General features: G+C 66.0%; 25 protein-coding genes and 2 tRNA genes. 15 read left to right on the top strand and 12 right to left on the bottom strand.

What is annotated here, in order from left to right; all coding sequences use genetic code 11:
* Window positions 1-172: 172 nt before the first annotated feature.
* The 5 genes from QX108_RS33000 to QX108_RS33020 all read right to left on the bottom strand — a co-directional run bounded on the left by QX108_RS33000 (window position 173) and on the right by QX108_RS33020 (window position 5,680).
* Entirely contained in the window at window positions 173-757 is a 585-nt protein-coding gene (locus QX108_RS33000) for an Hpt domain-containing protein (protein ID WP_315786493.1), read from the bottom strand.
* Window positions 758-880: 123 nt separating this feature from the next.
* Complete coding sequence (locus QX108_RS33005; RefSeq protein ID WP_172107934.1) at window positions 881-1,426, bottom strand: response regulator; 546 nt, start codon at window positions 1,424-1,426, stop codon at window positions 881-883.
* 341 nt (window positions 1,427-1,767) lie between these two features.
* The gene (locus tag QX108_RS33010; protein ID WP_172107936.1) at window positions 1,768-2,547 is read right to left on the bottom strand and encodes an NAD kinase; all 780 of its coding nucleotides are present in this window, start codon (window positions 2,545-2,547) and stop codon (window positions 1,768-1,770) included.
* Window positions 2,548-2,830: 283 nt separating this feature from the next.
* Window positions 2,831-4,978 (bottom strand): adenylate/guanylate cyclase domain-containing protein, encoded by a 2,148-nt coding sequence (locus QX108_RS33015; protein ID WP_315786495.1) that lies wholly within the window; start codon window positions 4,976-4,978, stop codon window positions 2,831-2,833.
* A gap of 18 nt (window positions 4,979-4,996) precedes the next feature.
* On the bottom strand, window positions 4,997-5,680 hold the full coding sequence (locus tag QX108_RS33020) for a hypothetical protein (RefSeq protein ID WP_172107940.1): 684 nt from the start codon (window positions 5,678-5,680) through the stop codon (window positions 4,997-4,999).
* A 231-nt stretch (window positions 5,681-5,911) separates the two neighbouring features.
* On the opposite strand from QX108_RS33020, the gene QX108_RS33025 reads away from it, so the two are divergent.
* Window positions 5,912-7,483 (top strand): S10 family serine carboxypeptidase-like protein, encoded by a 1,572-nt coding sequence (locus tag QX108_RS33025; protein WP_315786497.1) that lies wholly within the window; start codon window positions 5,912-5,914, stop codon window positions 7,481-7,483.
* Between the two features lie 58 nt (window positions 7,484-7,541).
* Here QX108_RS33025 and QX108_RS33030 read toward each other — a convergent pair whose 3' ends face one another.
* The gene (locus QX108_RS33030; RefSeq protein WP_315786499.1) at window positions 7,542-8,930 is read right to left on the bottom strand and encodes a serine hydrolase domain-containing protein; all 1,389 of its coding nucleotides are present in this window, start codon (window positions 8,928-8,930) and stop codon (window positions 7,542-7,544) included.
* Between the two features lie 171 nt (window positions 8,931-9,101).
* A complete protein-coding gene (locus tag QX108_RS33035) occupies window positions 9,102-9,644 on the bottom strand; it encodes a tetratricopeptide repeat protein (protein ID WP_172107946.1) in 543 nt (180 codons plus the stop codon).
* Window positions 9,645-9,935: 291 nt separating this feature from the next.
* On the opposite strand from QX108_RS33035, the gene QX108_RS33040 reads away from it, so the two are divergent.
* The 4 genes from QX108_RS33040 (at window position 9,936) to QX108_RS33055 (ending at window position 12,433) form a co-directional block, all read left to right on the top strand.
* Window positions 9,936-10,337 (top strand): hypothetical protein, encoded by a 402-nt coding sequence (locus tag QX108_RS33040; protein WP_315786502.1) that lies wholly within the window; start codon window positions 9,936-9,938, stop codon window positions 10,335-10,337.
* Window positions 10,338-10,539: 202 nt separating this feature from the next.
* Entirely contained in the window at window positions 10,540-10,980 is a 441-nt protein-coding gene (locus QX108_RS33045) for a hypothetical protein (protein WP_315726110.1), read from the top strand.
* A gap of 290 nt (window positions 10,981-11,270) precedes the next feature.
* On the top strand, window positions 11,271-11,999 hold the full coding sequence (locus QX108_RS33050) for a porin family protein (protein ID WP_315719513.1): 729 nt from the start codon (window positions 11,271-11,273) through the stop codon (window positions 11,997-11,999).
* Window positions 12,000-12,193: 194 nt separating this feature from the next.
* Entirely contained in the window at window positions 12,194-12,433 is a 240-nt protein-coding gene (locus QX108_RS33055; protein ID WP_172107952.1) for a DUF6719 family protein, read from the top strand.
* A 274-nt stretch (window positions 12,434-12,707) separates the two neighbouring features.
* Here the strand turns inward: QX108_RS33055 and QX108_RS33060 are convergent, their stop codons facing one another.
* A complete protein-coding gene (locus tag QX108_RS33060) occupies window positions 12,708-12,956 on the bottom strand; it encodes a hypothetical protein (RefSeq protein WP_315719514.1) in 249 nt (82 codons plus the stop codon).
* 343 nt (window positions 12,957-13,299) lie between these two features.
* Complete coding sequence (locus QX108_RS33065) at window positions 13,300-13,737, bottom strand: hypothetical protein (protein ID WP_315786600.1); 438 nt, start codon at window positions 13,735-13,737, stop codon at window positions 13,300-13,302.
* Window positions 13,738-14,055: 318 nt separating this feature from the next.
* Between QX108_RS33065 and QX108_RS33070 the strand changes: the two genes are divergently transcribed.
* The 3 genes from QX108_RS33070 to QX108_RS33080 all read left to right on the top strand — a co-directional run bounded on the left by QX108_RS33070 (window position 14,056) and on the right by QX108_RS33080 (window position 16,265).
* Window positions 14,056-14,628 carry a TetR/AcrR family transcriptional regulator gene (locus QX108_RS33070; protein WP_315786504.1) on the top strand — a complete coding sequence of 191 codons (573 nt, stop codon included), beginning with the start codon at window positions 14,056-14,058 and terminating at the stop codon, window positions 14,626-14,628.
* Between the two features lie 205 nt (window positions 14,629-14,833).
* Window positions 14,834-15,496: a DUF3313 domain-containing protein gene (locus QX108_RS33075; RefSeq protein WP_315786506.1), complete on the top strand. Its 663-nt coding sequence runs from the start codon at window positions 14,834-14,836 to the stop codon at window positions 15,494-15,496.
* 178 nt (window positions 15,497-15,674) lie between these two features.
* Complete coding sequence (locus QX108_RS33080) at window positions 15,675-16,265, top strand: DUF2147 domain-containing protein (RefSeq protein ID WP_315786508.1); 591 nt, start codon at window positions 15,675-15,677, stop codon at window positions 16,263-16,265.
* A gap of 66 nt (window positions 16,266-16,331) precedes the next feature.
* Here the strand turns inward: QX108_RS33080 and QX108_RS33085 are convergent.
* Together QX108_RS33085 and QX108_RS33090 are read right to left on the bottom strand one after the other, a co-directional pair.
* Window positions 16,332-16,406, bottom strand: a tRNA-Thr gene (locus QX108_RS33085).
* Between the two features lie 169 nt (window positions 16,407-16,575).
* Window positions 16,576-17,040 (bottom strand): hypothetical protein, encoded by a 465-nt coding sequence (locus QX108_RS33090; protein WP_315719519.1) that lies wholly within the window; start codon window positions 17,038-17,040, stop codon window positions 16,576-16,578.
* A gap of 165 nt (window positions 17,041-17,205) precedes the next feature.
* On the opposite strand from QX108_RS33090, the gene QX108_RS33095 reads away from it, so the two are divergent.
* The 3 genes from QX108_RS33095 to QX108_RS33105 all read left to right on the top strand — a co-directional run bounded on the left by QX108_RS33095 (window position 17,206) and on the right by QX108_RS33105 (window position 19,031).
* On the top strand, window positions 17,206-17,901 hold the full coding sequence (locus QX108_RS33095) for an urease accessory protein (RefSeq protein WP_315786510.1): 696 nt from the start codon (window positions 17,206-17,208) through the stop codon (window positions 17,899-17,901).
* A gap of 154 nt (window positions 17,902-18,055) precedes the next feature.
* Window positions 18,056-18,514, top strand: a complete 459-nt coding sequence (locus QX108_RS33100) for a hypothetical protein (protein WP_315719521.1) — start codon at window positions 18,056-18,058, stop codon at window positions 18,512-18,514.
* Between the two features lie 55 nt (window positions 18,515-18,569).
* Window positions 18,570-19,031, top strand: coding sequence for a hypothetical protein (locus QX108_RS33105; RefSeq protein WP_315786512.1), 462 nt, complete (start codon window positions 18,570-18,572; stop codon window positions 19,029-19,031).
* A gap of 57 nt (window positions 19,032-19,088) precedes the next feature.
* Here the strand turns inward: QX108_RS33105 and rlmB are convergent, their stop codons facing one another.
* A complete protein-coding gene (rlmB, locus tag QX108_RS33110; RefSeq protein WP_315719523.1) occupies window positions 19,089-19,931 on the bottom strand; it encodes a 23S rRNA (guanosine(2251)-2'-O)-methyltransferase RlmB in 843 nt (280 codons plus the stop codon).
* A gap of 218 nt (window positions 19,932-20,149) precedes the next feature.
* Here rlmB and QX108_RS33115 point away from each other — a divergent pair.
* From QX108_RS33115 to QX108_RS33130, 4 genes are all read left to right on the top strand, one after another.
* Window positions 20,150-20,235, top strand: a tRNA-Tyr gene (locus QX108_RS33115).
* A gap of 202 nt (window positions 20,236-20,437) precedes the next feature.
* Window positions 20,438-21,961: a TolC family outer membrane protein gene (locus tag QX108_RS33120; RefSeq protein ID WP_315786515.1), complete on the top strand. Its 1,524-nt coding sequence runs from the start codon at window positions 20,438-20,440 to the stop codon at window positions 21,959-21,961.
* Window positions 21,962-22,101: 140 nt separating this feature from the next.
* Complete coding sequence (locus QX108_RS33125) at window positions 22,102-24,399, top strand: type I secretion system permease/ATPase (protein WP_315786517.1); 2,298 nt, start codon at window positions 22,102-22,104, stop codon at window positions 24,397-24,399.
* A 1-nt stretch (window position 24,400) separates the two neighbouring features.
* On the top strand, window positions 24,401-25,735 hold the full coding sequence (locus QX108_RS33130; protein ID WP_172130871.1) for an HlyD family type I secretion periplasmic adaptor subunit: 1,335 nt from the start codon (window positions 24,401-24,403) through the stop codon (window positions 25,733-25,735).
* Window positions 25,736-25,887 lie beyond the last annotated feature (152 nt).

A 25,887-nucleotide genomic window follows, 5' to 3' on the forward strand; every position in this document is an offset into this window, starting at 1 on the left:
GACCGCCACCTCGTATCACACATCCTCCTGTGGCTATGGATTCCGGGCTCGCGCTACGCGCGCCCCGGAATGACGCGGAGAGAGTGCGCTCGAAGTTTGCGGTGGGGGTCGCAGTCGACGCTGTTGAATGGCGTTCGTTATTTCGCTGCGTCTCGAGCGCCAGCCTACGCGATTACGGCTGGTCGCTCGGCACCAGGCTCGGCGCCAGGATCGCTTCGAGATGCTCCGGGCGGTTGCGGTTGACCTGGACCAGGTAGTCGTCGGCGACGCGGCGCAGGCGCCGGCTCAATTCGCTCGCCACCGTCGCACTGTCATATTTCGTATGATCGTGCACGATGGCCTGGATGGCGTTGACGTGATGCTCGAACAGCTCGGCCGGGACCTTGTCGAGATCGGGGGCGTGCTCGATGATCCGGCACAGGCTGTCTGCCACGGCCGCAGCCGCGGGATAGCCGAAGGTCGCGGCATCGCCCTTGATGTCATGCGCGGCGCGGAACATCTCCTCGCAGGCGTCGTCGTCGAAGCCGTCCTTCAGGACGGCCGCGTAGGCCTTCGACAGGCGCTCGGCCTCGGTGTCCATCCACGACTTGAACTCGCTGGACAGCCCGGCGAGGGCTGCTTCCGCGCGTGCGATGGGATCGTCGAGATCCTTCTCCTCGGCGCGTCGCAGCACCTTCTTCAGCGGATTGGGTTGCGTGATCACGTGGTGCGAGGCGTAGGTCTTGACCTGGATTGCCGGGGCCTTGTCTTTCGCCATCTCGATATCCTCAGGTGATGCCGACCAACGCAAACTTGTGGACGTGAAGACTCATAGCCGAGGAGCCGGCCGTGCTGCTCGGCGATTCCAGGACGGCGTTAACAACGGCTCACTGCTGCGCGCCTAAACTGCGGAGCGCGCTTTATCCAGAAGTGACGGCTGCTGGAAAATCTCGGCCTCGCCGCCGATGCGGCGCTCGGGGCCGATATAGGCGGTGTTGGTGTTGCGGCGCCGGTCGGGGCCGAAATAGGTTTTCGTCTTGATGAAGGGCCGGGGATTGGCGACCACGTTGAGAATGCGCTGATAGAGGCCCTTCGCCGAGATCGGCTTGGCGAGAAATTCGGTCACGCCGGCGTCGCGCGCCACGGTCACGCGGCGCTTCTCGGAATGACCGGTCAGCATGATGATCGGCGCGTAGGGATTGCCCTTGGCTTCCGGCTGCCGGATCATCTGCGCCAGCTCCAGGCCGTCGAAGATCGGCATCGCCCAGTCGGTGATGACGATGTCCGGCGAGAAGTGGGTGTACATTTCGAGCGCGGTGGCGCCGTCCTCGGCCTCGTTGACCTCGCGGGCGCCGAACGAATGCAGCAGCGTCCGCAGGATGCGGCGCATGTGCGGATTGTCGTCGCAGACGAGGAAGCGCAGCTTGTTGAAGTCGATGCGATACATTGGGCCGGCCTGAAGGCATCACCGGTGATGGTGGTCAACGCGCATTAACCATACGGAGCGCCGGGTTAACAAAGCGTTGCGGAGTATGGTGTTTCGAGCGGACGTGCCGCTGTCTCCGCATGTCATTCCGGGGCGCGTCGCGCAGCGGCGCGAGCCCGGAATCCATAACCCCGAGCGGGGGGGGGCGAAGGCGAGCGCCACGACCTGCTCGTGCCTCACACCATCCTGTGGCTATGGATTCCGGGCTCGCTCGCCGCCTTCGGCGGCGCGCGCCCCGGAACGACGTCGGAGAAAGCGGGGCATCGTCCCGCGACACACTGGCGGCGGTTAGAAGAAAAGTTCTAATACCCGAACTGCTCGCTCAGGATCCGCTCTTCCAGGCTGTGGCCGGCGTCGAACAGCATCCGCATCGAGATCGTCTTGTCGGAGAGCACCTCGACGCGCCTGACGTTGCGGACCTCGTCATGGTCGGCGACCGCCGCGACGGGCCGCTTGTCGCCTTCGAGCACCTCGACGATCACATAGGCGGTGTTCGGCAGCAGGGCGCCGCGCCAGCGCCGCGGCCGGAACGCGCTGATCGGGGTCAGCGCCAGCAGCGCCGCGTTGATCGGCAGGATCGGGCCCTGCACCGAGAGATTATAGGCGGTGGAGCCGGCCGGCGTCGCCACCAGCACGCCGTCGGCAATCAGCTCCGGCATGCGTTCGCGCTCGTCGATCAGGATGCGCAAGCGCGCGGTCTGTGCGGTCTGGCGGAACAGGTAGACCTCGTTGATGGCGTGGTGAATGTGAACCACGCCGTCGGCGTCGGTTGCCCGCATCAGGAGCGGATGGATGACCGACTCCTGCGCCGCCTCGAGCCGGCCGTGCAGATCGATCGTGCTGAACTCGTTCATCAGGAAGCCGACGGTGCCGCGATGCATGCCGTAGATCGGCTTTCCCGACCGCATGTGGTCGTGCAGCGTCTGCAGCATCAGTCCGTCACCGCCGAGGGCGACCACGACGTCCGCGAGGTCCGGATCGGCGTTGCCGTACAGGGCGCTCAGCTGCGTCAGCGCCGCCTGCGCTTCGGCACTCGGACTCGCGACGAAGGCGATCCGCTCGTATCGCTTGGGCGTGGTCATGCGTCGCTCGGGCTCGCTGGTCGGTTGAAGCGCCGTGTCGTCTAGCCGACCTTGGCCGTGCTTGTCCATCGCGGCCGGTATGGTGGGGCAATGGGGCCGGGATGAGGGCCGATCTCGCTCGGAAATGGGCTGAGGATGCGGCATTCGTGACGGATGATGTCTGGCGCAAGCAGCCATTGCCTTGGCCCGGATGAGCGCAGCGATGTCCGGGTTCTCCAGAGGGACTGAGATGACCCCGCATGTCGCTTGCGCTCATGCGGGCGGCGAGACCGTCATCGTCACGTCATTTTTCCTGCAAGCTGCGGATGGGATCCCAGTCGACGGTGCCCCCTTTGAGGGCGGCGGCGACGCGTTGGGCAAACAGCGCGCTGGGGGTGTCGCGCGCAACTGCCGGCGCGAAGCAATCGGCGGCCTGCGGCAGCTCGCCGGCCCGCCAATGCGCGAGGCCAGCCGCGTAGCCGGCGAGCAGAGCGTGCTCCGGCGCGGAGAGCTCGGCAGCACGGCCATGCAGCTCGTAGATCCTCAGCGACTGCTCGCGGCCCTTGACGCGGATCGTATCGAGCTCGCGCCAGGCAAACTCGTCGCCGGCGCGCGCGACCGTGCTGTGGGAGCCGATGATCGTGGTGCCGTAGAACTTGTTGGCGCCTTCGAGACGCGAGGCCACGTTCACGGCGTCGCTCATGACGGAATAGTTGAAGCGGCGTTGCGAGCCGAAATTGCCGACCAGCGCCGCGCCGCTGTTGATGCCGATGCGCTGCGCCACCTTGATGCCCTGGAAGGCCGTCGACGTCAGGTTGAGCTCGGCGAGCTTTGCCTTGCAATCGAGCGCCGCGCGCGCGGCGCTGCGCGCATGGTCGGGATCGTCGAGGGGAGCGCCGAACACGGCGACGACGGAGTCGCCGATATATTTGTCGACATAGCCGTCATGGCTCTCGATTACGTCGGTGATTGCCGACAGATATTCGTTGGTCAGCGCCATCAGCTGCTCCGGCGACATCTGCTCCGCGATGCGCGAGAAGCCTTCGATGTCGGAGAAGAACACGGTGACCTCGCGGGTCTCGCCGCCGAGTTGCGGCAGCCGGCGCGAGGCCAGCATGCGGTCGATCTCGCGCGGTGCGAGATAATAGGCAAAGCTCTTCTGCAGCAGCCGGCGGTCCTTGTCCGTCACCATGAAGCGATAGAAGGTGGTGGCCGCCAGCGCGAGCACGCCGGCGGCCAGAGGTTCTGCAATGGGCAGCACATGGGACTGGTTGAAGAGGGCGGTCGCGATCGCTGTGTAGAGCACGGCCAGCGCGGCCAGGATGGCTGCTGCAAAGGTCGGCCGCAGCAGGCGCGCGAGCAGCGCGGCGGCGAGCGCAAGTGAGGCCGTGATGGCGAAGATGGCGGGCCGGCTCAGCTCGATCGCGGCGTCCTGCCGCACCAAGTTGTTCACCGCTGTCGCATGGATGTAGACGCCGGCGATCGTGCTGCGCGCGAACGTCTTGGCGACCTCGCGCGGTTCCAGCACGCAGCGCGGGCGGCGCGCGCCCTCGGCGCGGGTCGCGAAACGCTTCGAGGTCAGCCGCCGGTCCTCGATGCCGACGGTGCCGACCAGGACGACCTTGCCGGCGAACTCGCGGCGGAAATAATCCTTGTCGCCCTTGAGGGCGCAGGCGCGCAGATCGGCGAAGGAGTAGGTCGGGATGTCCTGGGCGCCACCGGCGAAGTTCAGCGTCATCGTGCCGGGTACGCTGCCGGGAACGCGGTAGTCGCCGAGCGTCACGCCATCGGCGGCGATCACCGGGGATCGACCGGTCGCCCGCGCGGCCAGCTCGAGCGCCATGCTCGGGATCGTCTTGTTCTCGGCCGACAGGGTCAGCGGATGGCGCCTGACGACATCGTCGTTGTCGGTGTAGGTGTTGAGCGGCCGCAGATTCTGCTGCTGTCGCACGGCGATGCGTTGGCCGGGGGCGGGAAGGATGGGTGGCTCGCCGAAGATCTCGCCCAGCACCACCTTGCCGCCGGCGGCCGCTGCCGCCAGTGCGCGCAGAAACTCGCGGTCGAAGCCGCGCGTCTTCTCGCCCAGCGTCGAATCGCCGAGCGGAATCTCCGACTGCTCGATCGAGGTCTGAAACACGATGTCGAAGCCGACGGCCTTGGCGCCACCCTCGAGCGTGGCCGTCAGCACCCGGCCGATCTCGCCGGTCCAGGTCAGGAGCGGCGCGCCTTTGAAGGGCGCGGCCTGGTAGCTCTCCTCGTCGATCGCGATCACGACGGCCGGACTGGTGACGGCGTCGTGGCGGTTACCGAATGTCTCGAAGCGCAGCCATGTCAGCGCATCCAGCGACAGGCCGCGGCCGCGCTCGAACGCCGGCGACGCGAGCAGGCCGGCGCAGGCCAGCGCAATGGCGATGACGGCAAGCGCGTCGCGCGTCCGGCGTCCGATCGCCACCGCAAGCTGCTTTCGGTCTCAGTTGAGCCGGATCAATCGACCGACCGCGGGGCCGGGGCCCGCTTTGGCCTGTGCGTCGACCTTGAAGACGAGGCGTGCTGCGCCGAAGCTCGCGACGTAGATGCCGCCCGGCGTCAGTGGATGGCTGGTGCCGGCGAAATCATAGAATCGTCCCTTGTATTGCCGCCCCGTCAGCTCGATCTGCTGGCGCTCGCCGGGCTGGTCGAGCCGCTCGACGATCAGCGTGCCGCGCCCCTTGGCCTCGACGATCGGCGAGGCGCCGTAGATGACGGCCTGCGCCACCGGCGCCGAGTCCGGCCCGATGCTGCGCACGATGGTCGCTGCCACCTCACTGGTCTCGCGGGTGGTCGCCTGAGCATGGCTGGCGTCGCAATTGACGATGTCACTCTTGAGCGCCGCGCCATCCACCTTGCTCTCGCCGGGCCCCACCGTGACGCTGCCGGAGCCGCTGACGGTCTCGCGACGGCAGGACTTGAGGTAGCTCATGACGACGGCCCCATCGGGACCGAGCTTGATAACCTGGCCGGGCGCGACATAGTCCATCAGCTCGGCGCCGGCGACCTCGCCCTGAACGTCCTCGACCAGCGCAGCGGGCGGTCCCGCCAAAGCCGCCGACGGCCCGACGAGCGCCAGGGCGGCGAGCCCGGTCAGGGCTGCGGCGAAGAACGTCCGGTATGTCATGATGAACTCCGTGATCGCACCCGGCGGCGCGCCTTCTGTCCCATGGATAGGACGTCGGACCGGATCGAGAGGTTCGAGCCCATAGCACAACTGGCCGCACCTCGCACCCGCTCCTCAGTGATCTGGATCACGGAAGAGTTGGTTGAGCTTGCGGGTGCGCCGCGGTTCATGCCCTACAGAGGGGTGCTTTCGACCGGGCGGGGTCCGGCGCGGCCAGAGGAGTGGGTGTTGATGGCAGGTCTGAAGTCGTTCGTTGCGAGGCGGAGTCTGGCGGCCCTGGTCCTGACCGCACTGATCGCCGGTCAGCCCGTCCGCGCCCAGGACGCGCCGCCAGCGGCGCAGGATGCCGTGCCGCCCGGCTCGTCCCGCACCAATGCTGCCGGCACGCGCCCGTCCAGCCCTGCGGCGTCGCCATCGACGGCCGAGCAGCATCGGCTGCCGGCCGATTCCACTACCACGCAGACACTCGAGCTGCCCGGCCGCAAGCTGTCGTTCAGCGCCACCGCCGGCTCCATCCGCCTGTTCGACGGCAAGGGCGAGCCCCAGGCCGACATCGCCTATACCTCGTATCAGCTCGACGGCGCTGAGCGCGGCAGCCGTCCGGTGACCTTCTTCTTCAATGGCGGGCCGGGCGCGTCTTCCGCCTATCTGCAGCTCGGCAATGCCGGGCCGTGGCGGATCGGAATCGATGCCGCCCGAGTGACGCCGTCGTCGCAACCGGAGCTGTTGCCCAACGCTGACACCTGGCTCGACTTCACCGATCTCGTGTTCGTCGATCCCGTCGGCACCGGATACAGCCGCTTCGTGGCGTCGGGCGACGAGGTCCGCAAGCGGTTCTTTTCGGTCGACGGCGATGTGCGGTCACTGTCGCTGGTGGTGCGGCGCTGGCTGGAGAAGCACGATCGCCTGGCGTCACCCAAATACATCGCGGCCGAAAGCTATGGCGGCATCCGTGGGCCGAAGATCATCCGCAATCTGCAGCACGACCAGGGCATCGGCGTGAGCGGCCTGATCCTGCTGTCGCCGCTGATGGACTTCCGCGACTATTCCGGCTCGAGCCTGATGCAATATGTCGCGAGCCTGCCGAGCTATGCCGCCGTCGCCAGGCAGACGAAGGGGCCGGTGACGCGGGCCGACCTCGCGGACGTCGAGCGCTACGCGAGCGGCGACTTCCTGCTCGATCTGGTGAAGGGCGAGGCCGATGTGGAAGCGACCAACCGGCTGGCCGACAAGGTCGCGAGCCTGACCGGGATCGATCAGGCGGTCAGCCGGCGACTCGCCGGCCGCTTCGACGTCTCCGAGTTTCGTCGCGAGTTCGACCGCAAGAACGGCCGCGTCACCGGCCGCTACGACGGCTCGGTGCTCGGGATCGATCCCTATCCGGATTCGAGCCATTCACGCAGCTCCGATCCGTCGGGCGAGGTGCTGAATGCGCCGCTCACCAGCGCCGCGGTCGAGCTCACGACGCGCAAGCTGAATTGGCGCCCCGACGGCTCCTATCAGTTGCTGAGCGGGGCCGTGAACATGAGCTGGGATTTCGGCCGCGGCATTACTCCACCGGAATCGGCCAACGACATCCGCCAGATCCTCGCGCTCGATCCCAAGCTGAAGCTGCTGGTCGGGCACGGCCTGTTCGATCTCGCCACGCCGTATTACGGCTCGAAGATCCTGCTCGACCAGTTGCCGGCTTTCGCGCGGCCGCCGCGGGTGAAGCTGGTGGTCTATCCGGGCGGGCACATGTTCTATTCCCGCGATGATGCCCGCAAGGCGTTCCGCAGCGAGGCCGAGGCGCTGATGAAGTAGGGCCGCGCGGCGCGATTTCTGCACGCGTCGTTGCGATCAGGTCGCGGCTACTTACTGTCTATGCGTCCTTCCTCCGGCGCCCCTTCGGATATTTCCGTTCCATCTCCGCCCTGACCACGCGTTCCGGGCGCACGCGTGCTCCGGCGAGCCAGATCTCGCTGACACCGGATTTGGTCCGGACGCGCCTGACGGCTTCGCCATGACTGGCGTAGCCTGCTGCCTGCACGATGTTGCCGGTGTCGCGCCCGGTCACCTCGATGCGGGCGGCATCGATGAAGGGGTTGAGGAAGACGGGATTGGCGACCATGACCTGCTCGCCGAACGGGACGAGATCGACGGCGCCCCACAGCGTCCACCAACGCCCGGTCCAGTCACGCGTCCGGCGTGACGGCGCGCCATGGGTGGCGAAGGCCTGCAGGATGAACTTGATGCCGTTGGCCCAGCCCGGCGCCCAGCCATCGACGGCGTTGGTCAGCACGGTGATGGTAATCTCGCGCGCCGGAATCACCGACGTCCGCGAGATGTAGCCCTGGAAGCCGCCGCCGTGGCCGAACCAGTCGAAGCCGGCGGTCGTGCCGCTCATCAGCGCCAGACCGTAATGGGCTTCTTCGGCGTCCTGGGGGACGCGCCACTGCCGGCGGATCATCTCGCGTCGGCTCGCGACCGTCAGCAGACTCTTTTTGGCATTCGGCGCGAGCTGCGCGAAGAACCGTGCGGTGTCGGCTGCGGTCGCGACCACGCCGGCCGCAGCCATGATGGCGTTGGTCGGGTTGTCGCCGGGAATCACGACGCGGTGTCCCACCGGCACGATGCGGGAATGGCCGCGCGCGAACGGCACCGACTTGCCGAGCAGCGTCATGTCCGGCGCACTCTCGCGCAGGGACAGCGGCGTCATGATCTCGCGCTGCAGCCAGGACGGGTAGGGCTCACCGGTAATGGACTCGATGACCAGGCCGAGCAGGCCGTAGCCGTGGTTGGAGTATTTGAAGCGGCTGTTCGGCGTGATCGCCGGCGGCAGCTTCAATTCGGCCAGCAACTCGTCCTTCCCCAGATAGGGCCGGCCATCGGTGAACTGGCCGGAATCCTTGCCGTCGCGGATCAGGCCCGCCGTGTGCGAGAGCAATTGCCCGAGGGTGGCCGCGGCGACGTCCGGATGCAAATCCGCGACATGATCGCCGACGGGATCGTCGAGCTTCAACCGCTTCTGCTCGCGCAGACGCATGATGCCGGCGGCCGTGAATGCCTTGGTGTGAGAGGCGATGCGGAAGCGATGCCGCGGCGTCAGCTTCTCGCCGCTGTCGAGATTGGCATGACCATAGGCCGCCTCCAGGACGATCTCGCCGCGATGGGCGATCGCGACGATGCAGCCGGGCTGTCCGGAGACCTCGACCTGGAACGCCAGCCAGTCCTTGATGTAACCAATCGCTGCGCCAAGCCAGGGCTCCACGATGCCGTCTCCATCTGGTGGCGCGAACGGTCGTGCGCCGATGCATCATCATGACCGGAGCACCGGCGCTGGACAAGGAGGGCTACGAGATCGACGAGATCGGCGCAACGAAAATGGCGCAACCCTTTCGGGTTGCGCCACTGTCGAGATCGGATCTGATCCGATCGCGCGTCAGTAGACGAGGCCGGTGCCCGGCTGCTTCTCGAGCGCGTCGGCCAGCGAGCGATATTCGGCGCTGTTGGTGCCGGCGAGCTGCGCCACCTTGTCGAGGTGGTACTTGGCCTGCTCGCGGTTGCCCTGCTCGAGCTGCCACAGGCCGTAATACTGCCAGGTGCGCACGTGGTTCGGATCATCCGCCAGGGCCTGCTCGTAGTACTGCTTCGAGGCCTGGTAGTTGCCGAGCTTGCGGTAGGAGTAGCCGATCAGGTTGGCAACGTCGGCAACGTCCTCGCGGTTCAGCGCCTTCAACTGCTGGATCGCAGTGGCATAGTCGCCGCGATCATAGATCGAGGTGTAGGCCGTGCGATAGGCGGCGAGGAACTTCGGATCTTCGATGCTCGAGCTCTTGTCCTTCTTCTTCTTCGAATCCGAGGCGGGCGGCGCTGACGGGGTCTCGCTGCCAGCCGCGTAGGCCTTCGACAGAAGCAGCGGCCCGGAGGCCACGGCCATGGAGAACAGTGCCAGCGTGGCGATCCTGAGCGCAGACTTTTTCATTCGTATCTCCCGAGTTGTCGATCCAACAGGTGACTGCATGCGGAGAAGAACTTCCGCAGCTGCGAAATATTCCCGGCCCTTTGCGCGGATTTTGCGCCGCGATCGGTGCATTATACTGGCCACATAATGACAGGCTAGTCATCTCGATGACTATCCCTTCATCTCAATGAACCGAAAGCCCCGCTTTACTTCAGAGGGGGTTCAGTCCCGGTTCCTTATGGTCGTCGTCATGATCACGAGCCCATCCACTCTGGATGGTGCCTCGCAGATCCTCTCACCACGGAGACGACCATGCTGAAGTCAATGTCCGTTGCGCTGCTCGCCGCGTCGATCCTGGCTGCGCCCGCTTTCGCCGCGGGCCCTGCGAAAACCGAGACGCCGGCGAAGCCGAACCAGATCACCGGCTCGACCACGGGGACCGGGAAGGCTGATGCGACGAAGACCGATGCGACCAAGACCGATGCGACCAAGTCGGATGCGACGAAGCCGGGCGGCATGCAGTCGGGCAACAAGGCCAACGAGATGAAGCCGGCCGACGGCAAGGGGAAGGGCAAGCCCCACGCCTCGCTGCTCCGCCACACGCACCGGCATACCGCGCATCTCCGCCATCACGACAAGGTGAAGGTCTCGCATGCGATCAGCCACAAGAAGGTGAGCTTCAAGCGCGTCACTCCGGCGACCCGCCGCGGGTGAGCTCGCGTCGCCTGCGATCGCCGACGCCTCGGCGCGTCGGCGATCGCGACACGCTGTCCCTTGCCGCAGTCACCGGTCGTCGCATCCGCCATTGTCCTTCGCAGCTTCCACGTCCGCTCCTGCGGGCCGATTTCCCTCATTGGCCGCTTTGAGCTAGAAGCCGGGTGACGCGAGAGGGATCGGGCGAGACGGGCGCGTGGCGATGGGGACGAAGAGCTGGTGGCCGGCAGTTGCGCTGGTGCTGTTGCTGGCAGGTTGTGCCAGCGGAGGGCCGGCGGCCTTCGTGAGCGAGGACAATCGCAGCATTTCCTATACGGGTGATCGCGGAGTGTCGGGCCAGCCGTTCCCCGCGAACTACCGCAGCGAGGTCTTGGCCTATCTGCGCACCTACCTGAACAATCCGGTCGGCGTGCGCGACGGCGTCATGGCCGAGCCGGTGCAGCGGACGGTCGGTGGCCGGCTGCGCTATGTCAGCTGCCTGCGCTACGCGGCCCGTGATTCCGACGGCAGCTACCCACCGGCAAAGGACCGGGCGGCGATCTATGTCGACGGCCGGTTTGACCGGCTCATCGAGGACGCCGGCGAGCTGTGCGCCGGCTCGACCTATGCGCCGTTTCCCGAGCTGGCCAGCCTGACGCGGTAGGTGTCGGGCCCTGCTTTCCGCACACCTGCCACGACGTCGCAGCGGGTTGCGGAGGCGTCGCGGCGATCACAAGTCAGGGATGGGTTCAAACGCTTTGCCGCCTCACTGCGACCAAATGTCGGGCGATGCGTGCAGCTTCACGAAATCTTCGGGAAGCCTATGGAACAAAAGGCCTTTGTTGCTCGCTGGTGACACGCATTGGTTAATCACAGCTGCGTCACCGCCATCGGGCAACCCAAATGCGGCCACGATGTTCGATAGATGTCGCAAATGAATAACGGGGACGTCCCATGAAACGCGTTTTCTCGAGTGCAGTCGCTTTGAGCGCTCTCGCTTTGACGGCGGGCGCCGTTCCGGCTTTCGCCGCCGACATGCCCGCGCGCACCTACACCAAGGCGCCGCCCATGACGCCGCCGCAGGCGATCTATAACTGGACCGGCTTCTATGTCGGTGGCCATCTCGGCGGCGCCTTTGCCGGCGGCAACGGTCTCGAAGGCAACGACGGCCGATTCCTCGGCGGCGTTCAGGGCGGTTTCGACTACCAGTTCGCGCCGAACTGGGTGCTGGGCATCGAGGCCCAGTACAGCTGGATGGACCGCAACACGACCAATTTCGGCTTCCCTGGCGCGACGACCGTGACCTCGACCGGCGCCAACCAGCTCGGCTCGGTGACCGGCCGTCTCGGCTACACCTGGGGCCCGGCGATGGTCTATGCCAAGGGCGGTTATGCCTGGCGCGACGGCAACGCACTGGGCGTGAACGTCGCAGGCGTTCCGGCTGGCTTCACCACATCGGGCAATGCCAAGGACGGCTATACTGTCGGTGCCGGCCTTGAATACATGTTCGCGCCCAACTGGTCGGCCAAGGCCGAGTACCAGTACTACAATTTCGGCAACACCACCTTCACGGGTGGCCCGGCTCCGGTCGTGGGCAGCCGCTTCAACAACGAAGACCATACGGTCAAGGTCGGTGTGAACTACCGCTTCGGCTGGGGTGGTCCCGTCGCCAGCAAGTACTGAGCAGTCGGCCGGTCTGGCCGGCGAACGACAGTTTGTCACACGCCCGCGCCTCGGTGCGGGCGTTTTGCTTTGAGCGCGGTGAGGACGGAGTGGTTTCGAGACCGCTCACGCAGTGCAAAAAAATTTTCAAACCTTCGTGAAACTTTCGCCATCAGTCGTTATTATGAGTCCGCCGGTTTGATGGATCATCCCACATGCGTATCTTGTTGTCCGTGCTGTTGTTGTCGGCGGCTGTTTTGCCGTGCTCCGCCCAGACCGTTCTGAAGTCCGAACCGTTGATGCTTGCCCCTTACGAGGTTGCGCTGGTGCAGACCGCGTCCTGCCCGTCGGGAAAGGTGCTGAAGGTGACCGGCGCGATCCGCGGCGTCAGCCGCAAGCGCGCTTGTGTCGCACTTCCGTCCGAAACCGCCTCGCTGGCGACGGCAACGCCGTAAGTCAACTCGGACTTCATGACCAGGCTACAGCGAGCAGCCTCCGGCTGCCCGCTGAGCGCCGTCCGTCGCTAGATCATGTCGTCAAGAGCCTGCCGCAGGGGCCTGCCTTGGGCCATGGCAAGGCCTCGGTCGCAGTCGCGCAGACAGACAGCGAGTCTGGTGATCGACCGCATCCCGGATGACCTCGCCCTCCAATTGAAGCGATCGCCCACGGTTTTTCGATCGCGACCGCTGCGCGAAATCCCAGGCAAAGGCCCGCGGCCTGCTTCTGCGATCACGACGCGAACGGGATGTTGAACTCCTGCTCGGCTTCCGCACGGTTCCGCCAGGGATCTTCCTCAGGCTCGGCGGCGCAGGGGCGAATCTCATAGTCGTTGTCGAGCTGTAGATACCCGGCCGAGCGCCGCGCATTGATCATCACGTCCACCACCAGCCCGCTTTGCCGCGCCAAGCGCCAGACATCACCCTCGGTCGGATAGGCCTTGCTCAACTTGGCCTCATTGCAAAACAGGGCATAGGGCATTCCAAGCAGCTCCAGAGAAGCGAAGGATGAACCGACGATGAACAGGGGTTGTAGCGAGACACAGGCGGGTTCGCGGCCGGAAAGCGGCCTTTTCGGATCGGTCGAGTCGTAAACGAGTCCTAAATTTTTGGAAAAAGAATCCGTGGGACTCCGGGGCTAGAATCGCCAGATGGTTAAGTCATGGGAACCGATCTCCACATCTTTTGCGGGCGGATCCAGCTGACACTCACCTGTGGATTGCTGCTCGCTTTCGTTGCCAATGTGGCGCTGCTGTGCGCCTGGCTGTGAGCCGGCATGTCGACTTGCCAAGACACTCGACCATCCGCGGTGGCGCTCCGGGCCTTCAGTCCTCGGGGAGCACCGTACCCTCGGCAGAGGCCTTCAGACGGGCCAGCGTTGCGCTGAAATATTCCTGGCGCTCACGGTTGAAGCGCTCCTGATGGGCGCGGAAGCGGGCGACGCGGGCGCGAATCTCGGCCTGCATGTCGCGCTGCAGATCGAGCTGGGAGGCGATGCTGGTGAAGCGCTCAGGGGCGACCGGGCCGGCTCCGGCGACAGCGGTTTCTGGCATTGCAGGCGCTCGCGGTCTGTCGGCCACGGTCGGGGACGCGATTTCCGGTGGCGCCGTTCCTCCGCGCGCGAACGCCGTTTGCTGGGCCGGAGTCACGGCCGGAACGGCAGGCAGCTCGAACTGGGAGAAATCCGCCGGCTTCCCGGTGACCGACTGCACGAAGGCCATGGTCTGCGCGATCAGCGCATCACGCTCTTCCTTCCACGTCATGGCCAGCATCCCCCAGAAGCCGCAATTGCAACAAATGCTCGTTGTGAAATCAAGCTGTAAGACCAGTGACTTCTGGGGATAAGTGAGAGTCCTGGTTGAGATGTGGCAACAATATTGCCACAGTCTGGGCCTGTTTCGTCCCGCCCCCGGAAATCGATACCGTCAATCCGCAGCCGCGGAGAACGTTCCCAGGGCAGGTCGACCGAGCCCGGCTTGACAGCGCGGGGTAGCTCCCGCCTATGACGCCACGGCAGCGTCGGCGTCCGGCCTTCACTGCTTGCAGCCCCTGTACCGCCCCGCGAAATCTCGCAGCTTCTGATGGACAATCCCTCGCGCTCCGAGCGGTCCCGCAAGGCCGCCCTCACTGCCGCCCTTGCCATCATTGCCAGGGATGGTCCGGGGCGGTTGACACTCGACGCCATCGCGCGCGAGAGCGGACTCAGCAAGGGCGGGCTGATGCACCAGTTTCCCAACAAGGAAGCGGTGCTCAAGGCTCTGCTCGAGCAGCAATTCACGCATTTCGACGAATTCGCCAACAGCTTCAGGGTCGAGGCGGGCAGGGCAACAAGCCAGCCTGAGCTCGCCACCCAGATTGCGATCTCGCGCGAGCTGATTGCGCAGCAGAATTCGGTCGCGCAGGCGATGCTCGGCGCACTCGCTCAGGAGCCTGGCCTGCTGGCCGATGCCCGCGCCAAGGACGCCGAACGGGTGCTCGAGATTCGCGATCAAGCCGTCGACGCCGATCTCGCCGTCTTGCGCTGGGCCGCCGCGCGCGGATTGGCGCTGATGACCCTGCTGCGCGTCTCGCCGCTGGAGCAGGGGGAGATGGATCGCCTGTTCGCGCGTCTGCTCGACGATCGCCAGTGGACCGGGTTCGAGCACAAGACCTGAGCCCGAAATTGGCCCGGGGCCGCCGTCCCTTTCTCGAGCCGCGCTCGCCCATCGTCTCGTCTGAAGCTCTCGCCTGAAGCGCCACTCCCGCGGCGCCGCTCGGCGTTAACCGCACCTTCATCAAACCTATTTACAAACCGTCCGGTCGGTTTTATTTAGGGCTGCTTGTGGCTCGCAACAACCAAGGACAAGCGAGGAGAAGGTGATGACGGTCCGATTTCGGGCGGTAGGCTGTTTGGTGATCGTTGCGGCCGGGCTTTGCGCCGGCTGCAACACGGTGACGCCTGTCGCCTATTCCGAGGTGGCCTCGGCGCGCTATCTGGCCCCCAACACGTCCGACGCGTCCGGACGGATGCCCTACCGTTATGCTGCCGTCGCGGAGTGGCGCAGCTACGACAGGATCATGCTCGATCCGGTCGTGGTCTACCGTGGCAGGGATCACCAGTTCGCCGACATGTCCGATGAGGACAAGGCAAGGCTCGCGCTCTACATGCGCTCGCGCTTTCTGGAAAGCCTGTCGGCGCGCTTTCAAATCGTCAATCAGCGCGGGCCGAACACCTTGCGCGTGCGGCTTACGTTGACGGGGGCCGTCGCCAACACCCCGGTGCTCGGCACCGCCTCGCGCTTCGATCTTGCCGGGGCCGTCTACAACGGCGTGCAGACTGCGCGCGACGGCGAGGGGCTGCTGACGGGCTCGGTGTTCTATGCCGCCGAGATATTCGATGCCGCCAGCGGCCGGCTGCTGAAGGCCTTCGTCAGCAAGCAATATCCCGCGCCCTACGACATCAAGGCCAGCGTCGGTGCGCTCGCGGCTGCCGAAGCGGGGATCGACAAGGGCGCCGACGCGCTGGTCGCACAGCTCCAGTGAGCAGGCGGTGCGGATCCTCGCGACGGGGTCGCGGCCGCCACGGCGGGGCACCGCCCTTGCTCGTTCGCTTCGGAATCGAGGGCACCGGCGAGCGCCGGGTTGCCGTCACCGCCGTCATCCCCGTCGCGCGAGCGCCTGGCTCGAGGCCGTCGAGACAACGAGGTCCCTGGACATGACAATGAGATTCGTTCTGCGCGTCGGCTTGCGCATCGTGGTCAGCCTGGTGCTGACGATCACCGAAGGCCGCGGTCACGCCGCTCCCCTCGGCGATCCGCTCGGCACCTGGCTGACCGAGGACGGCCGCGCCCGCATCCGGATCGAGCGCTGCGGCGCGACGCCCGACCGCATCTGCGGCTACGTCGTGTGGATGAAGGAGACCGCCGACGCCAAGGGGCAGCCGTTCCGCGACCGGCTCAACCCCGACGCGAGCAAGCGGGGCCGCGTCCTGCTCGGACATCAGATGCTGCTTGGTCTGAAGCTGAACACCGACGGCCGCCATGCGGGCGAGGTCTACAATGCCGAGGACGGCAAGACCTATGGCGTCTCGATCTGGCGCGAGGGACCGAGGATGCTCGCCGTCAAAGGCTGCCTGATGGGATTGTTCTGCGCCACCCAGGGCTGGGTGCAGGTCACGGATCTGTTGCCCGGCCAGCTCGTGGGGGCAACCGGCCAGGGGGGTGGGCCGGTGCCGGATCCCGAATGGGCCGCGCCCAAGCCGGCAGCCGGGGCCGAGGCGCCGGCGGCGGGAATCAAGACGAGGGCAAGATGAGCAGCGATGCGCGCCGCCGCGACGGCTCGAAGCGCTGCGATCGAGAAAGAGCAACTTGACGGTCGATGGTGCCGGCTGAGGGGATTGAACCCCCGACCTTCGGTTTACAAAACCGCTGCTCTACCGCTGAGCTAAGCCGGCGAATGCCCCGCGAGTGGCGGCGGAGCGCGGCGAGTTGCTCCGAGGCGCGGTGTTCCTACCAGAGTTGATGCGGTGAGGCTACTACCGTCGCAGCTCCCGGCCGACAACTCTGCAGGCGCAAAAAGGGCGGCCGTGGGGCCGCCCTTGTCGACGCGATCGAGGTCCGAGCTTACTGGCAGATGTGCATTGCGCCGTCGCTGCCCTTGAACATGGTGCCGGGGCGGCAGACCAGGCCGTTACGGGTGGCGTAGCTGTTCCAGTCGCCGTAGTAGCCGAGCTGACCACGATCATAGGTCGGCTGGCCATAGCGGTAGGGACCGGGATCGTAGGCATAAGCATCGGCCGTGCGGAACGGTGCGGTCGCGATCGCGCCGGCGGTGCCGATCGCGGCGCCAGCGACGCCCGCGGCAGCGCCGACCGCGCCGGCGGCAACGTCGGCTGGCCAGAAGCCGGTGCCGCGGCGGTTCCAATCATTGTTCCAGCCGTTGTTGTTCCAGCCGCCGTCCGCGCGGTGCTGCATCATCGCGGCGTCCTGGCGGGCCATGTGGTGGCGGTGGTGCATGTCGCGCGCCATGGCCGGGCCGGCCAGCGCGGTTGCGAGCACGGCAGCCCCGAGAATTGCAGATCTGATCATGAATCACTCCGTCGTTGCGCCCCGAATCTTAAGTTCATCCAGCCCGTGGCGTTCCGCCGCGCCTCGGATGTTTTTCCGCGCGCATGGGCTTGGGCAGCTCATCTGGCCTGCCGCTTGCTGTGGCCGCGAAGACTGGTAGGCTCGCGAGCAGGGCAGGCGGGGTTGATGCTGGCAATATTGTTTCTGGGTTTTCTGTCGGGCTTGCAGCATGCGCTGGAGGCCGATCACATCGCAGCGGTGTCGAGCATCGCAGCCCGCCGCAGCAACGTGGGTGACATCGTCAGGCACGGTCTCACCTGGGGCCTCGGCCACACGCTGACGCTGTTCGGCTTCGCCGGTGCCGCATTGCTGCTCGGTCATGTCATCCCGGAGGAGCTGTCGCGCCGGTTCGAGGGCGCGGTCGGCGTGATGCTGGTCGGGCTCGGCGCTCACCTGCTGTGGCGGTTGTGGCGTGAGCGCATCCATTTTCACCGCCACAGCCATCGCGACGGCTCGGCTCATTTCCACGCCCACAGCCATGCCGGCGAGCGGGGATCGCATGGGCGTGCGCCGCACGACCATGTCCACGGGTTTCGCTGGCGCAGCCTGCTGGTCGGCCTGATGCATGGCATGGCCGGTTCTGCGGCGCTGCTGCTGCTGGTTGTCGCAGAGGCGCCGACGCCAGCCGCGGGTCTCGCCTATATCCTCCTGTTCGGCATCGGCTCGATGATCGGCATGGGTGCGCTCTCGACCCTGATCGCAGTGCCGATTGCGATCTCCGCGCGGGGGCTGACGATGGCCAATCGCGCACTGCAGGGCGGCGTTGGGCTCGTCACCGTCGCGATCGGGCTGCGCACCATCGCTGCCACCACGCTCGGATGATGAGCAGGCGTTAACTGTCCCGTGTGAACCCGTCCGGCGTCTTAACCCGAACGAACGACCTGCGCGTTAGCCTTACCGTCAGATTGACCCGCGCGCTTAACCCATGGCGGGACGCGTTGCGGTATTAGTAGGTTGGCAACCGGGGCGTGAATTCATGCGTTTTGCAACAGCTCTCGCGATTCTGATCGGGTCGACGTCGGCCGCGCTGGCTGCCGAAGGCTTCGAAATCGTGATCCCGCAGCGGCCCGGCGTGCCCGTCGTTATCAACGGCATCGATGCCTCCTATGCCGTCGTGGAGGGGCAGTACGGACTCGGCAAGGGGCACCATATCCAGCCCAGGGTCTATGGCGGTCGCCCGGTCGAGCCCGAGCTCTATGTCGGTCACTACTATCCCACGCTCGGCGCCAAGCCCGGCTATGGCCGCATGGAGATCGAGCCGCCGCCCGATCGCAAGCTGCCGAAGCCTGCCGAGAGCTTTTCCCGTTCTTGGGGCGCTCAGTCCATGATGCAGCCAGCCGAACCCGAGGTGCCGATGTATCCGCCGGCGGTGATCGTCGCACCGCGGGACGGCGGTCCCCGCAACTATGTCAGTCCGCCGCCGGCCTATCGCTAGCGGCCATCCTCGCCAACGAGACCACAATAAAAAACCAGATCATCAGGAGAGAGTAATGCGTGGAGTGATTTCAGGACTTGTCGCCATTGCCGGCCTCGCCATCGCGGGCAGTGCGCCCGCCGCGGCCTGTGGCGCGACGGCCTGCGCGCCTTGCGGCTATGCCAGCCCATGCGCGCCGACTGTGACCTATCAGCCGGCCTATACCTATCAGCCCGGCTACAGCTACGGTCACGCCGGATGCGGCGGCTGCAGCGCCCATTATGAGCGGCTGCCCGAGCCGACCCGGCAGTACTACTACGTCAACCAGGGCCCGACCTACAGCGGTCCCGGCGCGTTCGCGCCGTACCCGGCCTATGAGGAGCGCGCGCTCCCGGTCTATCGCTATCACCATCGCCACCACGCCTATGAGGCGACCCGTGTCGCCCCCGAAGTGGTCTACGCCCAGCCGCACGGCGGCTATCGCTGGGGCGCTTCGTCCTATTATCACGGCCGCCGCGTGCTGCGCCGCTACTACTGATCGATCGAGCCAGCCATCGTCGCGAACGCCCGTGCGCATCAGCGCGCGGGCGTTTCATCATCTGGACATCAGCCCGAGCCGGCTCGCGCCGACATAGAGCGCGAGCACTGCGGCGTTGGAGACGTTGAGGCTCTTGATCGCGCCGGGCATGTCGAGCCGGGCCACCACGCTGCAGGTCTCCCGGGTCAGCTGGCGCAGACCCTTGCCCTCGGCGCCGAGCACGAGCGCCAGCGGCTCGCGGAGGGTGACGGCGGCGATGTCCTCAGCACCGGCGCTGTCGAGTCCGACCGTCTGGAAACCGCGCTCGTCGAGCCGGGTCAGCGCGCGGGCGAGGTTCTGCACCGTGATGATCGGCACCAGCTCCAGCGCGCCCGAGGCGGACTTGGCCAGCACGCCGGTGGCCTCCGGGCTGTGGCGGGCCGTGGTCACGATCGCCTTGACGTCGAACGCGGCCGCCGAGCGCAGGATGGCGCCGACATTGTGCGGATCGGTGATCTGGTCGAGCACCAGGATCATGCCCTCCGGTTCGAGCGTGTCGATGTCCGGTGAGGGCAGGGGATCAGCCTCCGCCAGCAGGCCCTGATGCACCGCATCGGGACCGAGCCGCTGGTCGATCTGGCCAGGGCGGACGATCTCCGGTGTCACCTTGGTTTCGATCCGCTCGTCAGCGAGCCGGCGCGCGGCGTTCTCGGTGACGTAGAGCTTGCGAATCCTGCGCTTCGGATTGGCGAGCGCCAGGGTGACCGTATGCCAGCCATAGAGAATGACGGGACCGTCGGGACCGGACTCGCGCTCGCGCCACGCCTGCTGCCGCTCGAAGCCGCGCGGCTTGCCGGAGAATTTGCCGGGAGATTTGCCGCCTTGGCGGCGAAAAGGGGGCTTACGGTCGCGTTCGCTCATGCACGAGCTTCTGTCACGCCTTCCGGATTCTGGCAATTTGGCACCGCCGAGAGGGGAAAATTCGTCGTCCCTTGGTTGACTTTGAGGGGCCGGTTCGATCATAAGGGCCCCGGTCGCGCGCGCCCCTTCATCCGGGCCCCCGCGGTCTTACCGTCTCAATGGCGCCGCTGGTCGCTCAACCGCTGTTCTCGCGGCCGATCGTCGACTGCCATCGATACGGGGGAGTGTCCCGAGTGGCAAAGGGAGCTGACTGTAAATCAGCCGCCTCATGGCTTCGCAGGTTCGAGTCCTGCCTCCCCCACCATCGGCTTCCCGCGATCTTCTCCCTACTTTCTTGATCGAGTTTATGAATTTTCCGGAATGTGGCAGGGAGTCGCCATTCTGCAACATCGGGTCGATTTTTCGCCGGAAGTGTGGCGAGCTCCATTGCGAGCTGATCGCGGCTTTGTTACCGATACTGTATGTTGAAGATCATACATTCACTCGGTTTCATTTGTGTCGTGGGAATGGGCTTTAGCCCGGCGTTTGCGGCGGAACCCTTCACGATTCAGGACGCCATCAATCAGGCGGTGAAAACCAATCCGGGCGTGGGCGAGGCGGCAGCCAACCGTCGCGCGACGGAATCGGAGCTTCGCCAGCAGCAGGGAACCCTGCTCCCGCAGGTCCGTCTCGATGCGAGCGCCGGCCCTGAAATGCTCAAGCAATATGTCACGCCTGCGCCGAACAATAATGGCCGGTACCTGCGCGGCCGTGAGGCCAGCGTGGTCGTGCGCCAGCTGCTGTTCGATGGATTTTCCTCCATCAACGAGGTGTGGAGACAGGCTGCGCGCGTGGATGCGGCTGCATTCCGCGTGCTCGAGCGCACCGAGCTGATCGGGCTCGATGCCGCCGAGGCCTATGTGGACGTGGTGCGCTACACGACGCTGGTCGGCCTCGCCGAGAAGAATCTCAAGGTCCATCTCGAGCTGCGCAAGAACGTGCTGGCGCGCTTCCAGGGCGGCCGGGCCGGCGAGGGTGATACCCAGCAGGCGGAAGAGCGCGTCGCTGCAGCCCAGGCCGTGCTCGAGGAATTCCGCCTCAGCCTGGAAGTCGCGCGGGCGAAATATCGCAAGGTCGTCGGCGTCGAGCCGTACAACCTGCGTTTCCCTGGCCGTCTGCCGGACCTGCCGCGTGACAAGGCGGAATCGCTCGACATCGCCTACAAGTTCAATCCGACGCTGCGTGCGGCCGCGGCGGACGTGACCGCCGCCAAGCGCGGCTTCGACGCCACCACCGGCACCTTCCTGCCGACGGTCTCGCTCGAAGGCCGCGCGACCACCGGCAAGGAGTCGATCACCTACAACAACCGCTACGACGAGGTGAGCGGCAAGGTCGTGGCCTCCTGGGATATTTTCAACGGCGGCCAGAATTCGTGGCGCCGTGAAGAAGCCGCGCAGCGGATGATCCAGGAGCAGCAGAAGCACGCGCGGTTGCAGCGCGATGCGCTGGAGTCGATCGACAAGGCCTGGGCGGCCCGCATCATCACCGCCGATCGGGTTGCGGCCCTGGTGCGCGACGTCGAGGCGGCACGCCGCACCTTCATCGCCTACAACAAGGAATATGAGCTCGGCCAGCGCACGCTGATCGACCTGCTGAACTCGCAGAACCAGTACTTCAATGCCAACGTGTCGCTGGTGTCGGCGCGCGGAGTCGTGGTGTTCGCGGACTATCAGCTGCTCGCCGCGATGGGGCAGATGCTGGCCTATCTGAAGACCGGCCATCCGCCGGAGACCGTACCGCTCGACGCCTCTGGCGGCTTCGTCGGGTACCGTCTGCCGCCGCTGCGGCTGAGCGCACCCTCGCCAGGTCCGGCACCGCTGAGCGCCGCAGGTCCGGTGCCGCTGTTCGGCCTGGAAGACGGTGGATCTAAGCAACCTACGCCGATCACCTTCGGTGATCGCTGGGCCTCGAGCGATCCGGCTGATACGTCGCTGTTCGTCGTGTCCGGAAAGTATGGCGGCATCGGATCGGGCGGGCCGGCACCGAAATGAACCTCACGAAAAGCTGGCGCATACCGCGCCAGCTTTTTCGCATTTACTCTGCGACGATATTGTCACCCTGCTACCGGCAAAGACCCCGAAAAACACGGGTCCCGGCCACAGAATTGGGCTAAACGAAAATCATTAGCAGAATGCGCTGGGTGCAGCCCCGTGTTGCCTGGTTGGCCCGCTGGATTTCCGAGGCATCGTTGAATATTCGTCCGACCAGGTTCGAGCTGGAAGAGGCGCCCGTGCTGCCACAGGCGAGCGCGGCCCCCCCGGCATCCGATCCGCTCAGCGACAGTCTGCTCTACCTTGCAGCTCATCATGGCCGCGCTCTCAGTCGCAGCGCGCTCTTGTCGGGTCTGCCGCTGGAAAGCGGCATGCTCAGCATCGGCCTGTATGATCGGGCCGCGCGCCGGGCAGGGCTCGAGGCGCAACTGGTCGAACGACCGCTGAGCGAGATTCCCGCGCTGGTGCTGCCCTGCGTGCTGATGTTTCACGACGGCACCACGCGCATCCTGCTGACGATCGACGAGGCGGCCGGCCGTCTCACCATCGTCGATCCATCGCACCGCGAAGCGCCGGCGATCGAGCGCATCGAGACGGTCGCGGCGCAATATGTCGGCTTTGCCTATCTGGTGCGGCCGGCTGCGATCGCCGATGCCCGTGTCGATGCGGCGGGCGAGCTGCCGAAGACGCACTGGTTCTGGTCCGTCGTCAGCCGCTTCGGCGCCAATTACAGCCATGTCGCGATCGCAGCCTTCATCGTCAACATCCTGGCGCTGGCGGCGCCCTTGTTCACGATGAGCGTCTACGACCGTGTCATTCCGAACGGCGCCATCCCGTCGCTCGTTGCGCTCGGCGTCGGGCTGGCGCTGGCGATCGGATTCGACTTCCTGCTCAAGGTGGTCCGAAGCCGCATCATCGACATGACCGGCAAGAAGATCGACGTGGTGCTCGCCGCCAACATCTTCGAGCACGTCATGGCGCTGAAGATGGACAAGCGGCCGCCCTCGGTCGGCATCCTCGCCAACCAGCTTCGCGATTTCGATTCGGTGCGCGAGTTCTTCACCTCGGGCACCGTGGTGTCGGCGACGGACATGCTCTTCGCCGTCGTGTTCATCATCGTGCTGTTCATCATTGCCGGTCCCGTCGCCTGGATTCCGCTGCTGATGCTGCCCGTCATGATCGCAGTCGGGCTGTTGATCCAGCGCCCGCTCGATCGCGCGATGCGCAAGATGCAGGCGCAATCGGCGGCCCGGCACGGCATCCTGGTGGAATCGCTGAACGGGATGGAGACGGTCCGCGCGGTGGCCGGCGAGAGCCGGGTGCAGACGGTGTGGGAGCGCTCGGTGGCGGCGCAGGCGCGCTCCAGCGAGGACGTGCAGTTCTGGGCGTCGATGGCGATGACCGCGGCGAGCGTCGCCAGCCAGTTCTGCAGCCTGCTGCTGGTGGTGGTCGGCGTGTTCCTGATCCTCGACGGCAAGCTCTCGGTCGGCGCGCTGGTCGCGGCCAACATGCTGTCCGGCCGCGTGCTCGGTCCGATCGCCGGCATCGCGGGCCTGATGACGCGTTTCACCCAGACGACATCGGCGTTGCGTTCGATCGACCGGCTGATGTCGCTCGATCGTGAGCGCCCGCCGGAGAAGATCTATGTCGCGCGCGAGATCAAGCAGGGCCGGATTCAGTTCAAGAATGTCAGCTTCGCCTATCCGGGAAGCCAGGCCAAGGCGCTCGACAACGTCTCCTTCGACATCAAGCCGGGCGAGAAGATCGGCATCATCGGGCGCGTCGGCTCGGGCAAGACGACGGTCGGCCGCCTCGCCACCGCGTTCTATCCGCCGACTGAAGGCAGCATCCTGATCGACGGCATCGACATCGCGCAATACGACCCGGCGGATTTGCGCGCCGGCATCGGCTTCGTGCTGCAGGACACCGACCTGTTCTACGGCAAGCTGCGCGACAACATCACGCTCGGCCGTCCGGCCGCGACCGACGAGGAGGTGCTGGAAGCGGCGCGGCTCGCCGGTGTCGAGACCTTCATCGCCGGCCATCCGCAGGGCTACGAGATGATGATCGCCGAGGGCGGCCGCAGCCTGTCGGGCGGACAGAAGCAGGCGATCGGGCTCGCCCGCGTCCTGATCCGCAAGCCGCGCGTGCTGTTCCTCGACGAGCCGACCGCGCATTTCGACGTGCGCAGCGAGGGCGAATTCCTCGAGCGGCTGAAGGTCCTGGCCAAGGGCGACAGGGCCGGCGAGATGTCCATCATCGTCTCGACCCACCGGCCCTCGCTGTTGTCGCTGGTCGATCGCATCCTGGTGTTCGATTCCGGCAAGATCGTCGCCGACGGTCCGACCGCGCAGATCCTCACCATGCTGCGTCCGCAGCCGCCCGCAGCGGCGCCGGCCGCGAGCCCCGCCGTGAAGCCGGTCCAAGGGACGAGGTGACATGGCGCAGAGTGATTTCGCATTCTCCAACGACATCCGCGCGGCGGTCGAATTGCGCACGCCGAAGACGGCGCGCATGCTGCTGTTCGCCTCGCTGGGCCTGTTCTTCACCTTCCTGATCTGGGCGCATTTCGCCGTGCTCGACGAGGTCAAGCGCGGCAATGGCAAGGTGGTGCCGTCCAGACAGACCCAGGTGGTGCAATCGCTGGAGGGCGGCATCATCGCCGATCTCCTGGTGCAGGAAGGCGCGATCGTCGAGAAGGATCAGCCGCTGGCGCGCATCGAGGACACGACGTTTGCCTCTCAGTTCGGCGAGATTCGCGAGCGCCGTGGCGCGATGGCGGCGCGGGTGATCCGGCTGGCGGCGGAGACCGAAGGCCGCAGCAAGGTCGAATTTCCCGACGAACTCGTCGCCGATGCGCCGCGCGCGGTGCAGAGCGAGCGCGCGGTGTTCGACGCCCATGCCCGCAAGCTGGCGCAGGACGTCGACGTCGTGCAGCAGCAGGAGCAGCAAAAGAGCAAGGAGATCGACGAGCTCCGGGCGAGCGAGAAGCGGTTCTCGGAGACGCTGGCGCTGCTCAATCGCGAACTGGGGCTGACCCGCAAGCTCTACGAGCAGAAGGTGGTGCCTGAAATCGAGATGCTGCGCGCCGATCGCCAGGCCACCGACATGCGCGGGCAGCTCGCGGTCGTGCAGGCGAGCATCGTGAAGACCGAGTCCGCCGTGCAGGAGGCGCGCGCGCGCCGGCTCAACATCGTCACCGCCTTTCGGGCCCAGGCCGAGGACGATCTCGCCAAGTCCCGCGGCGATCTCGCCGTGCTCGACGAGAACATCAAGTCGGCTCAGGACCGCGTTCGGCGCACCGAGCTGCGTTCGCCCGTGCGAGGCATCGTCAACCGGCTCAACGTCACCACCATCGGCGCGGTCGTCGCGCCCGGCGCCAGCCTGATGGAGATCACTCCGCTCGACGATACGCTGCTGGTCGAGGGCCGCATCCGTCCGCAGGACATTGCCTTCATCCGTCCGAACCACGAGGCGGTGGTCAAGCTCAGCGCCTATGATTCCTCAGTGTACGGCTCGCTGCACGGCCGCGTCGAGCGGATCAGCGCCGACACCATCACCGACGAAAAGGGCGACAAGAACGAGCGCGGCGAGACCTTCTATCGCGTGATGGTTCGCACCGAGAAGAACCACCTCGGGACGGCCGAGCAGCCGCTCCCGATCATCCCCGGCATGGTGGCGACCGTCGAGATCCTCACCGGCAAGAAGTCCGTGCTGGACTATCTGGTCAGGCCCGCCCGCATGCTGCGCGACGAGGCCCTGCGCGAGCGCTGAGCGCGCAGCACCTCGCTCGGGTGAGCGCAAGCGCGGCTGGCTTCTCCTGGAAGGCTCATGCGATCCCGGATGTACGCTGCGCCGATCGAGGCAGCAGCCGGGACGCGCAGCGTTACCAAACCCTGAATCGATCAAATGCAACGCGATCCGGT

Origin of the sequence: Bradyrhizobium sp. SZCCHNR1002, from assembly GCF_032381435.1 — a bacterium.
Lineage (GTDB): Bacteria > Pseudomonadota > Alphaproteobacteria > Rhizobiales > Xanthobacteraceae > Bradyrhizobium > Bradyrhizobium aeschynomenes.